Here is an 11666-nt window from a genome sequence, read left to right as displayed (position 1 = left end):
CCCGCCCGTAACTAGAAGGGGATGTCGTCGTCGGAGAGCACGCCCGACCGGGTGCCGACCACCGCGAACGGGTCGGCGGCCTGGGTGATCGAGCGGAGCGTCCCGGTCGGCGCGGCGCCGGCCTCGGAGACCCGGGTCGCCCAGGCCGGGAAGGGGAAGTCCAGGCAGAGCGGTACCGGGATGTCCGGCTGGTTGACGAACATCGTCCCCGGCTTCGCCAGCAGCGCCCGCTGCCGCTGCGCGGCGGGGAGGAAGCCGTACTCCGGGCGGGACGCCTCGGCCGGGTCGAGCCGGCCGACCACCCGGATCGCCGAGTTGGTGACGATCCGCCGTTCCACCTCGCTGGCGGTCTGCTGCGCCCCGATCAGGATCACCCCGAGCGAGCGGCCCCGCTCGGCGATGTCCAGCAGCACCTCCTTGATCGGCGAGGAGCCCTCCCGGGGGGCGTACTTGTTCAGTTCGTCGAGGACGACGAAGAGCAGCGGCTTCGCGGTGCCGGCCTTCTCCTTGCGCTCGAACTCGGTCTTCAGGGTCACCCCGACCACGAACCGCTGCGCCCGGTCCGGCAGGTTGTGCAGGTCGACCACGGTCACCTGGGCGCTCTCGGCGGTGTTCACGCTGTGCGGCCGGCGGGTGGCGAGATCACCTCGGATCAACCTCGCCAGGTCCTTCTTGCTGCCGATCAGCCGCCGGGCGAAGGCGTTGACCGTGCCCATGTTGACCGCGCTGCCAGCCCACTCCGAGCGGGTCTCGTCGTCGGTGAGCTGCTCGACGATGTGGTCGACCAGGTCGGGGTAGGAGTTGATCCGTACCCCGTCGATGCTGACCCCGCCGTCGGCGGGCTGGGCGTACCGGGCCAGGTGGGCGGCGACCGAGTGCACCACCATGGTGTATTGCTGGCGCTCGTCGTCGGCGTCGGCGAAGACGTACGGCAGCAGGCGGTCGGCGCAGAACTCGGTCAGCGTCCAGTAGAAGCTGTCGACTCCGGCGAGCCGGCTGCTCACGTCCGGAGTGCCGGAGGAGTCGCCGGGCCGGGGCGGGGCGTAGACCCGGACGTCCGGGAACGCCCCGGCGGAGAGCCCGAGCTTGGCGTACGTCTCGGTGGTCGCCGCGTCCAGCCGGCTGTTCGGGTGGTCGAGGAAGAGCAGGTCCTCGCCCTTGACGTTGAAGATCAGTGCCTTCGCGTTCACCGCGTCGCCGCCGAGCACCCCGGAGCGGAACACCGAGTAGAGCAGGAAGGTGGCGAAGCTGGTCTTGGTGGCCACCCCGGAGATACCGGAGATCGAGACGTGCGCGCCCCGGCTGCCGTCCAGGAAGTCGGCGTTGAGGAAGACCGGTACGCCGTCCCGGCCGATCCCCATCGGCACCCGGCGCTCCATCCGGTCGAAGTGCAGCGCCGCCGACCGGGCCTCGCCCTCGGCCCGGTAGACCACCGCGCCGGGGGAGGGCGGCACGTAGAACTCCGGGTCCACCCGGGTGGTGGTGATCTCGGCCGCTTCCTGCACCATCGCCGGCAGGGTGCCGTCGGCGATGGCGAAGACGTCGGAGTCGAACTGCGCCCCCTCGTGCCGGGCCCGGACCTGGGTGACCACCCCGGCGATGGTGACCGGCTCCCGGTCGGGCAGCTCGCGCCGGGTCACCACCACGTCGTCGAGCTGGAGGTAGCTGCCCGGGGTGACCGCCGTCCAGAACTGCAACGGGGTGGCGTCGGCGGTGCCCAGCACCCGGCCGACGGCCGCGCCCGGATCCTCCGGTGGGCTGTCGGTCACCGCGCCACTCCGGTCGGTGCCGCCCCGGTCGGTGTCGCGCCGGTCAAGGTGAGAATCTGGTCAAGACACACGAGTCGCATCCTGCCTCACTAGTACGACACCGTGCCACGCGGCGCGGCGGTAACCCGGACAGCCGCCGGGTTCGTCCCGCACTCGGCCGTACACGGCTGCTTTGCGGCAGATTAACCAGATCTTGGCGGTCCGCTCCCGGTGCCCGACTAGCCTTCTGCGCCATGATGACCCTCAATCCGCCGCCGGACCGGGGCAACACGCCGGCACCGGCGGGACACGACAGCCGCCGGCCCCGGCGTACTTCGGCGCTCGTGGCCGCCCTGCTGCTGGCCGCCACCGCTGGCGCCGGAGCCGCCGCCACCGCCCACCCCGCGCCGGCCGCCGCCGAGCCGGGCCGGGTGCACGTGTCGGAGAACTTCGACGGCGGCACCCTGCCGGCCGGCTGGCGCGCGGTCGACGGCACCTGGCGGGTGCAGAACGGCCGACTCTACGGCACCTCGGCCAGCGCCAGCCAGAACAACAAGGTCACCTTTGGGGCGTACCTGACGCACTTCCGGTTCGAGGCGACCGTACGCTTCGAGTCCGTGACCGCGAGCACCCGCTGGGCCGCGCTCGGCCTGGACGTACCGGCGACCGGGGCGACCCCGTGGTGGATCGCCACCATGCGCAGCGGCACCACCGCGGCCAACGGGCTGGAGTTCGCCGAACGCACCACCGGCAACGCCTGGAACGTGACCGACACCGCCGCCGCGCCGACCGCCGCCGGCACCGGCCGGGACGTCCGGGTCGCCGTCGAGGTGCACGGCAGCCAGGCCCGGTGGTCCTTCGACGGCCGGGAGATGCTGCGCACCGGCAGCCTGCGCCGCTCCGGTACGGCCGGCCAGGCGCTCTTCGTCAACGGCGCCACCGTCTCCTTCGACGACGTCCGGATCACCGAGCTGGCCCCGAGTGCCCTGCTCCGGCCGCCGGGCAGTCCGGTCGCGGTGATCGCCCACCGGGGCGCCTCGGCGGCCGCTCCGGAGAACACCCTGGTCGCCCAGGAGATCGCCCGGCGCGGCGGCGCGGACTGGATCGAGAACGACGTGCAGCCGAGCAGCGACGGCGTGCCGTTCGTGCTGCACGACGCGACCGTGGACCGCACCACCGACGGCACCGGCGCGATCCGCTCGCTGACCAGTACCCGGCTCAAGGCGCTGGACGCCGGCTCCTGGTTCGCCCCGCACTACGCCGGGGTACGGATGCCGACCCTGGCCGAGCAGTTGGCGGACCTGCGTACCCGGGGCGGCCGGCTGGTGCTGGAGATCAAGGGCGCGCACAGCCGGACCGAGGTCGCCCGGATCGTCGCGGTGGTCCGCGAGCAGCAGATGACCGACCGGGTGCTCGTGCAGAGCTTCGAGGTCGACGTGCTGCGGTACACCCGCGAGCTGGCTCCGGAGTTGCCGCTCGGGCTGCTCCGCAGCACCCTGGACGCCGATCCGGTGGCGATCTCCGCCGAGCTCGGCCTGGCCACCTACAACCCCTCCTCGGCGGCGCTGCTCACCCGCCCCGGGATCGTCGGCGACCTGCACCGGGCCGGGATCGCGCTGATGGTCTGGACGGTGGACACCCCGGCCGGCTGGCGGCAGCTCGACGACCTGGGCGTGGACGGGATCATCACCAACCGCCCGGCCGAACTCGTCGGCTGGAACGCCGCCCAGGGGTAGCGGCCGCGCGGCGGTGCCCCGGGAGCCGGGGCGCCGCCGGCGGGCTCAGCCGCGGACGTACCGGAGCAGCAGCTCGTCCCCGGCGGCGAGGACGTGCCGCAGCGACATCCCGTGCGGGGTGGTGGTCGGCCCGGCGGTGATCCGCCCGGCGCCCGGGCCGGTCAGCATCGGCGCCACCGTGAGGCAGACCTCGTCGACCAGGGCGGCGGCGGTCAGCGAGCCGAACAGGTGCGGCCCGCCCTCGCTGAGCAGTTGGCCGAGCCCACGGCGGTGCAGCTCGGCCAGGCCGGCGGCGAGGTCGACCTGCTCCTCGCCGCGGCGCAGCAACTCGGCGACGTCGGCGAGCCCGGCCGGCGCCTCGGCCCGCTCGGAGGTGAGCACCACCGGCCGGACCGGGGCGTCCGCGAAGGCCGCCGACTCCGGGTCGAGGTTCAGCGCCCGGGAGACCACGACCATCCTCGGGTACTCGGCCAGCCCGTGCTCCCGGCGCCAGGCCCGGCGCCGCTCGTCCAGCCGGAGCGCCCGGTACGCCTCGTGCCGCAGCGTGCCGGCGCCGACCAGCAGCGCGTCGCAGACCATCCGCAGCAGGCCGAAGACCCGCTTGTCCGGTGCGCTGGACAGCCCGGCGGAGTGGCCGTCCAACTCCACCGCCCCGTCGATGCTGGCGACGAAGTTCATCCGCAGGTGGGGGCGGTCGAGGCGCGGATAGAGTGCGATCAGCGCCGGGTCGTCCAGGGCCGTCGCCGCCGGGGCAGGCCACAGCCGGGTTATTCCGACATTCCCGGTCATTCGCTGGCCGGACCGGTGACCGGAGGGACGGGTGCGGGGGTACGGTGCTGGCAGTCGCACCAGTTGCGGCCCCGGCAGTCGTCGTGCCTGTTGTCCCGGCAGGCTCGGCAGATCATGCCGGTAGCCTATGCCGAGAGGGTGGGAGACGATGCGCCGTCAGATCTTCCAGCTCAAGGTGTCGCTCGCCGACGTCACACCGCCGGTCTGGCGGCGGGTGCTGGTGCCGGGCGGCTACACCCTGGACCGGGTGCACCGGGTGTTCCAGTCCGTACTGGGCTGGCAGAACTGTCACCTGCACTCGTTCGACATCGACGGTGTGCAGTACGGGGTGCCGGACGCCGAGGGGGAGTTGACGCTCCGCGACGAGCTGGATACCCGGCTGGACGCCGTGGCGACCAAGGGCGGTCGCTTCCTCTACACCTACGACTTCGGCGACTGGTGGGAGCACGACGTGATCGTCGAGGACGTCTTCGGCGCCGATCCCGACGAGCGCTACCCGGTCTGCTCCGCCGGTGCGGGGGCCTGCCCGCCGGAGGATGTCGGCGGCCCGTACGGCTACCGGCAGTTCCTCGCCGCGATGGCCGACCCGGCTCATCCGGAGCACGATTCGCTGCGCGCCTGGCTCGGCCGGCCCTTCGATCCGTCGACTTTCGACCCGGCCCGGGCGAGCACCCTGGCCCGCTGGCTCAGCTGACCCCGGGTACGCCCGGCCGTGGCCGGGAACGCCGGGGCGTACCGGGCCGCCGGCCGGCCGCCGGCCACTGTGGAGCGTTGCCGGGTGGGCCCGGTACCGCTTGATCCGCCGCCGGCCGCGTGGCGTCGGGCCGTCACCTCCGCTGCCAGCGTGCCGCCGGCTGTCGCGCGCCCCGTGCGGACCCCTCAGGTGTCGAGATCGCTTGCCGGGACGGAGCTGGCTACCCGCCGGTTGGCCCGGACGTCGGCCTGCCCGTTACCTCGGGGATAACGCCCCGCTTTGCGGGTGAGTGACCCAGCGCCGACGGTAACGAAATGGGAACGCTCCCAGATGTCCATTGACACCCCCGAAACGCCCCGGCAATCTCATGGGAGCGCTCCCGGCGGTTTGTGGCCGAGGCCACACGATCGCTGACGCGGCGTCAAACCGAATCCCCATCGCACGGCGCCGGGCCCTGCGCCCGGCGCCGTCGGCGGGCGGACACACGCACCTGAGCGCCACCGGAACAAGCCAGCACCAGCAGCACCGCTGGACACACACGAATCTCCGCCACCACCACAACTCGAATTACCCACCTGAGAGGGGTCAGGGATGAGCGTCATCAGGCGCCGGCTCCGCACCGTCGCGGTCGCCGCGCTCGCCGCGGGCGTGGCTCTCGGCAGCACGGCGTGCAGCAAGAGCGACAACGAGGGGTCCACCGGCGAAGGGGGACAGGTCAAGCTGGTCCTGCAGACCTTCCAGAACTTCGGTTACGACCAGGCGATCAAGGACTTCGAGGCCGCCAACCCCAACATCAAGGTCGAGCACCAGAAGATGGGCGAGCTGCGGGACTTCCAGCCGAAGCTGGTGCAGTGGCTCGCCGCGGGCAGCGGTGCCGGCGACGTGGTCGGGCTCGAAGAGGGCGTGCTGCTGGGGTACGTGCAGAACCACGACAAGTTCGCCAACCTGCTGGAACTCGGGGCGGACGAGCTGAAGGCCAACTTCCCGGAGTGGAAGTGGAACAACGCCATGACCCCGGACGGCAAGAAGCTGATCGGGCTCGGCACCGACGTGGGTGGCCTGGCCATGTGCTACCGCAAGGACCTCTTCCAGCAGGCCGGCCTGCCGACCGACCGCGAAGAGGTGTCCAAGCGGATCAGCACCTGGCAGGACTACATCGCGCTGGGCAAGGAGTTCAAGGCCAGCGGCAAGGCCAAGGCCGCCTGGCTGGACAGCGCGACCAGCCTGATGCAGCCGCACGTCATGCAGAACTCCGAGACGTTCTTCTTCGACAAGGACAACAAGTTCATCGGTGACACCAACCCGGTCGTCAAGCAGACCTGGGACATGGGCCTGCAGATGGCCGCCGACGGGCTGACCGCCAAGGCACAGCGCTGGAGCGCCGACTGGGACGCCGCCTTCAAGAACTCGGCGTTCGCCACCATCCCGTGCCCGGCGTGGATGACCGAGGGCGTCATCGCCCCGAAGTCCGGCCCGGCGAACTCCGGCAAGTGGGACATCGCCAAGATCCCCGGCGGTGGCGGCAACTGGGGTGGCTCCTACCTCGCGGTGCCGGCGCAGACCAAGCACCCGAAGGAGGCGTACCTGCTGGCCAAGTACCTGACCAGCAAGGAAGGCCACCTGGCGGCGTTCAAGGAGGCCGGTGCGATGCCGTCCGACATCGCCGGCATCGAGGACCCGGCGTTCAAGGACAAGAAGAGCGAGTACTTCAGCGGCGCCCCGACCGGCGAGATCTTCGGCGAGAGCGTCAAGAACATGAAGCCGGTCTTCCTCGGCGCCAAGCACCAGCAGATCTGGGAGACGGTGGTCGAGCCGCAGATGCAGGCGGCCGAGCGCGGCCAGCTCAGCTCGGACGCCGCCTGGAAGAAGGCGATGGCCGAGGCCAAGAAGCTGACCAGCTAGGTCGACCGGTGACCTGCCGCGCCCACGGGTGAGGAGTGCCCGTGGGCCGGCGGCGGTGCCCACACCCGGGAAGGGTGTGGGCACCGCCGCGAGGTCACCGGCCGGTCCACCTCCCCGGAAGGACCCCGCAATGAGCTCTGTCGTCGGCGCGGCACCACCACGGCACGCTGCCACGCCACCCACCCCGGAACCGACGCACCGCCGGCGGTCGTACCGCCTCGGGCGCTGGGACATCAAGTACTCGCCGTACCTCTACGTCGCCCCGTTCTTCATCCTCTTCGGGGTCTTCGGCCTCTTCCCGGTCCTCTACACGGTCTACGTCTCGCTCTTCGAGTACGACCTGCTCAGCGGCACCAAGGAGTTCGTCGGGCTGGAGAACTACCGGGTCCTGCTGGACGACGCGCAGTTCTGGAACGCCGCCTACAACACGTTCGGCATGTTCGTGCTCAGCACCGTGCCGCAGCTCGTGGTGGCGCTGATGATCGCCAACCTGCTGAACCGGCAGATGCGGGGCCGCACCCTGTTCCGGATGGGGATCCTGATCCCCAACATCACCTCGGTGGCCGCGGTCGGCATCATCTTCGCGCTGATCTTCGCCGACCGGTACGGCCTGGTGAACTGGCTGCTCGGCACCGTCGGCATCGACCCGGTCGCCTGGCGGGACAACCGCTACGCCTCCTGGTTCGCGATCGCCTTCATGGTCGACTGGCGGTGGACCGGCTACAACGCGCTGATCTACCTGGGTGCGATGCAGGCCATCCCCAAGGACCTCTACGAGTCGGCGTCCCTGGACGGCGCCTCCACCTGGCGGCAGTTCTGGAAGATCACAGTGCCGCTGATCCGGCCGACCATCCTCTTCACGATCATCATCTCCACCATCGGCGGGCTGCAGATCTTCACCGAGCCCCTGATGTACGGCTTCGGGCTGATCCGCGGCGGCGCCTCGAACGAGTTCCAGACCCTGGCGATGTACATCTACGAGCGGACCTTCACCGGCAACTTCGAGTACGGGTCCGGCGCCGCGATGTCCTGGCTGCTCTTCCTGATGATCGTCATCTTCGCGTTGATCAACTTTGCGATGGTCCGCCGCTCGGTCAAGGGGGAGCAGAAGTGACCACCATCCAGACCCTGCCCCGCACGGTGAGCCCGACGCCGCAGCCGTCCCGCCGACGCCGCGGCCGGGGCGCGCCCGGAGCCCGGCTCTGGCAGGCCAGCCCGCTGACCTACCTCGCGCTGGTGATCGGCTCGGTGCTCTCGGTCTTCCCGATCGTCTGGTCGTTCATCATCGCCTCCCGGGACAACAGCGCGGTCTACGAGATGCCGCCGACCCCGGGCGGCAAGCTGTTCAGCAACATCGACCGGATGCTGGCCAACGAGGACGCCGCGTTCCTCTACGGCCTGGTCAACTCGGCCGTGGTCTCCTCCGTGGTGACCATCTCGGTGATCTTCTTCTCCACCCTGGCCGGTTTCGCCTTCGCCAAGCTCAAGTTCCGGGGCAGCAACGCGCTGCTGCTGGTGATCATCCTGACCATGATGGTCCCGACCCAGCTCGGCATCATCCCGCTCTACCTGATGATGGTGGAGCTGGGCTGGACCGGCACCCTCCAGGCGGTGATCGTGCCGTTCCTGGTCCAGGGCTTCGGAGTCTTCATGATGCGCCAGTACGCGATGTCGGCGATCAGCGACGAGCTGATCGAGGCCGCCCGGCTCGACGGCTGCTCCACCTGGCGGGTCTACTGGAACGTCGTACTGCCGGCGCTGCGTCCGGCGGCGGCCGTACTCGGCCTGCTGACCTTCATGCAGACCTGGAACGAGTTCCTCTGGCCGTTCGTCGTGCTCACCCCCGACACGCCGACGGTGCAGTACTCGTTGAAGATCCTTTCGTCCGGCCTGTACCAGACGGATTATGTAGCTCTGTTCGCCGGTACCGCGCTGGCGACCCTGCCGCTGCTGATCGTGTTCATCATCTTCGGCCGCCAGATCATCGGCGGCATCATGGAAGGCGCCGTCAAGTCGTGAGCAACTCCGCGAGCCCACTGTCCACGCAACTGCTCGAGGAGGGTGAGGGCGCCACCTTTCCCCCCGACTTCGTCTGGGGCGCGGCCACCGCGGCGTACCAGATCGAGGGTGCGGTGCATGAGGGCGGTCGAAGCGCATCGATCTGGGACACGTTCAGCCACACCCCGGGGCGGGTGGTGCAGGGGCACACCGGTGACGTCGCCTGCGACCACTACCACCGGTACCGCGACGACGTGAAGTTGATGGCCGAGCTGGGGCTGAAGGCGTACCGGCTCTCGGTGGCCTGGCCCCGGATCCAGCCGGACGGGCACGGCCCGGGCAACCAGGCCGGGTTGGACTTCTACCGGCGCCTGACCGACGAGTTGCTGGAGCACGGCATCGAGCCGTGGATCACGCTCTACCACTGGGACCTGCCGCAGGCGATCGAGGACGCCGGGGGCTGGCCGAACCGGGACACCGCCGCCCGGTTCGCCGAGTACGCCGAGCTGACCGTCGCGGCCCTCGGTGACCGGGTCCGGCACTGGATCACCCTCAACGAGCCGTGGTGCTCGGCCTTCCTCGGCTACGGCTCCGGGGCGCACGCGCCCGGGCGTACCAATCCGGGCGAGGCGGTCCGGGCGGCGCACCACCTGATGCTCGGGCACGGCCTGGCCACCCGGGCGATCCGGGCGGCCCGGCCGGACGCCGAGGTCGGGGTGACCCTCAACCTGTACGCGGTCTCCCCGCAGACCTCCTCGGACGCCGACGCCGACGCGGCCCGCCGGATCGACGGGCTGGCCAACCGGATCTTCCTGGACCCGGTGCTGCGCGGCAGCTACCCGGCGGACGTCGTCGCCGACCTGACCCCGGTGACCGACTTCGGCCACGTCCAGGACGGTGACCTGGAGACCATCTCCACCCCGATGTCGTTCCTCGGCATCAACTACTACAGCCGGCACGTGGTCGCGGCCCCGGTCGAGGGAGTCGAGCCGGAGCCGTACTGGCGGGCCCAGTCGAGTTGGCCCGGCAGCGAGCAGGTCCGGTTCGTCACCCGGGGCATGCCGGTGACCGACATGAACTGGGAGATCGACGCCCCGGGGCTGGTCGAGACCCTGGAGCGGGTGCACCGGGAATACCCGGAACTGCCGGTCTACATCACCGAGAACGGCTCCGCCTTCGTCGACGAGGTGGTGGACGGCCGGATCGACGACGCCGACCGGCTCGGCTACTTCGACACGCACCTGCGGGCCTGCCACGCGGCGATCGCCGCCGGAGTGCCGCTGCGGGGCTACTTCGCCTGGTCACTGCTTGACAACTACGAGTGGGCGTGGGGCTACACCAAGCGATTCGGCATGGTCTACGTCGACTACGACAGCCAGCGCCGGATTCCCAAGTCGAGCGCCAGGTGGTACGCCGACGTCATCCGACGTAACGGTTTGGCCGCACAATGAACCTTCGACCTCTGTTCGCGGTTCGTCGTGCCCCCGACTGAACATCGGGACGCAGGCGAGGCGCTGCCCAGGTCGAGGAAGGTTCAATAGGCGTGGTCAGCCAGTATTGGGGGTGCCCGGCACCGGCCCGCACGGGTTCGGTGCCGGACATCCGACGTCGGAGGGACAGACGATGACAACCCAGCGCACCCGCTCGCTCGGGCGGCCCACCCTGGATGCGGTCGCCGCCCGCGCCGGAGTGGGGCGGGGCACCGTGTCCCGCGTCGTCAACGGTTCACCCCAGGTGAGCCCGGAGGCCCGGGCGGCGGTGCAGCGGGCCATCGCCGAGTTGGGCTATGTGCCCAACCGGGCGGCCCGGGCCCTCGTCACCCAGCGGACCGACTCGGTGGCCCTGGTGGTCTCCGAGTCGGAGGAGCGGGTCTTCGGCGAGCCGTTCTTCGCCGGTATCGTGCGCGGGATCAGCTCCGCACTGCTGGAGACCCCGATGCAGCTCTGGCTGGCGATGGCACAGTCACCGGCCGAGCGGGAGCGGGTCGAGCACCACCTGACCAACCAGCATGTGGATGGCGTACTCCTGCTCTCGCTGCACGATGCCGACCCGCTGCCCACCCTGCTGGAGCAGCGCGGGCTGCCGACCGTGCTCGGCGGCCGGCCGGCCAGGATGCTCGGCGACCCGTCCGGGGCGTACTTCGTCGACGTGGACAACGCCGGTGGCGCCCGGCAGGCGGTCGAGCACCTGGTCGGGCAGGGCCGCAAGCGGGTCGCGACCATCGCCGGCCCGCAGGACATGGGGGTCGGCGTGGCCCGGCTGGCCGGCTACCAGGAGGCGGTACGGGAAAGCGGCGGGCTGGTCAGCGAGGCCATGATCGCGTACGGCGACTTCAGCGAGACCAGCGGCGCGGCGGCGATGCGCCGGCTGCTGGACAGTTGCCCCGACCTCGACGCGGTCTTCGTCGCCTCCGACCTGATGGCCTGCGGTGCACTGCGGGCGCTACGCGAGTCCGGCCGGCGGGTCCCCGAGGACGTGGCGGTGGTGGGCTTCGAGGACGCCCCGATCGCCCGGCAGACCGAGCCGCCGCTGACCACCGTCTTCCAGCCGATGGAGGAGATGGGGCGACAGATGGCCAGGCTGCTCGTCTCGCGGATCCGGCGGGAGGAGCGCGAGGTGCCGTACGTGCTGCTCGACACCCACCTGGTGCACCGCACCTCCGCCTGACCGGCCGGGGGCCGGGCTGTCTGCCTGACCGGCCGGGGGCCGGCCTGTCTGCCTGACCGGCCGGGGGCCGGGCTGTCTGCCTGACCGGCCGGGGGCCGGCCTGTCTGCCTGACCGGCCGGGGGCCGGGCTGT

The 11666-nt window shown here is 70.9% G+C and carries 9 protein-coding genes; 7 read left to right on the top strand and 2 right to left on the bottom strand.

All coding sequences use genetic code 11. The features are described 5' to 3' along the window. Window positions 1–11: 11 nt before the first annotated feature. On the bottom strand, window positions 12–1769 hold the full coding sequence (locus tag AAH979_RS19510) for an ATP-binding protein (protein ID WP_346259552.1): 1758 nt from the start codon (window positions 1767–1769) through the stop codon (window positions 12–14). Window positions 1770–2002: 233 nt separating this feature from the next. On the opposite strand from AAH979_RS19510, the gene AAH979_RS19505 reads away from it, so the two are divergent. Next, a complete protein-coding gene (locus AAH979_RS19505; protein ID WP_346259551.1) occupies window positions 2003–3484 on the top strand; it encodes a glycerophosphodiester phosphodiesterase family protein in 1482 nt (493 codons plus the stop codon). Between the two features lie 45 nt (window positions 3485–3529). On the opposite strand, the gene AAH979_RS19500 is transcribed toward AAH979_RS19505, so the two are convergent. Continuing rightward, window positions 3530–4273, bottom strand: coding sequence for a pyrimidine reductase family protein (locus AAH979_RS19500; RefSeq protein ID WP_346259550.1), 744 nt, complete (start codon window positions 4271–4273; stop codon window positions 3530–3532). A gap of 148 nt (window positions 4274–4421) precedes the next feature. On the opposite strand from AAH979_RS19500, the gene AAH979_RS19495 reads away from it, so the two are divergent. The 6 genes from AAH979_RS19495 to AAH979_RS19470 all read left to right on the top strand — a co-directional run bounded on the left by AAH979_RS19495 (window position 4422) and on the right by AAH979_RS19470 (window position 11534). After that, on the top strand, window positions 4422–4967 hold the full coding sequence (locus tag AAH979_RS19495) for a plasmid pRiA4b ORF-3 family protein (RefSeq protein WP_346259549.1): 546 nt from the start codon (window positions 4422–4424) through the stop codon (window positions 4965–4967). Between the two features lie 591 nt (window positions 4968–5558). Next, entirely contained in the window at window positions 5559–6869 is a 1311-nt protein-coding gene (locus AAH979_RS19490; protein ID WP_346259548.1) for an extracellular solute-binding protein, read from the top strand. Window positions 6870–6999: 130 nt separating this feature from the next. Continuing rightward, a complete protein-coding gene (locus AAH979_RS19485) occupies window positions 7000–7983 on the top strand; it encodes a sugar ABC transporter permease (RefSeq protein ID WP_346259547.1) in 984 nt (327 codons plus the stop codon). Between the two features lie 26 nt (window positions 7984–8009). Continuing rightward, entirely contained in the window at window positions 8010–8888 is an 879-nt protein-coding gene (locus AAH979_RS19480; RefSeq protein ID WP_346259621.1) for a carbohydrate ABC transporter permease, read from the top strand. Next, window positions 8885–10318, top strand: a complete 1434-nt coding sequence (locus tag AAH979_RS19475) for a GH1 family beta-glucosidase (protein ID WP_346259546.1) — start codon at window positions 8885–8887, stop codon at window positions 10316–10318. Before AAH979_RS19480 ends, AAH979_RS19475 begins: the two co-directional genes overlap by 4 nt. Window positions 10319–10490: 172 nt before the next feature. Beyond that, on the top strand, window positions 10491–11534 hold the full coding sequence (locus AAH979_RS19470) for a LacI family DNA-binding transcriptional regulator (RefSeq protein ID WP_346259545.1): 1044 nt from the start codon (window positions 10491–10493) through the stop codon (window positions 11532–11534). The last annotated feature ends 132 nt before the right edge of the window (window positions 11535–11666 follow it).

This window comes from Plantactinospora sp. ZYX-F-223 (assembly GCF_039649625.1).
In the GTDB taxonomy this organism is placed as follows: domain Bacteria; phylum Actinomycetota; class Actinomycetes; order Mycobacteriales; family Micromonosporaceae; genus Plantactinospora.
The sequence above is the reverse complement of the archived record's forward strand: the minus strand, read 5'-3'. Positions and strand labels throughout refer to the sequence as shown.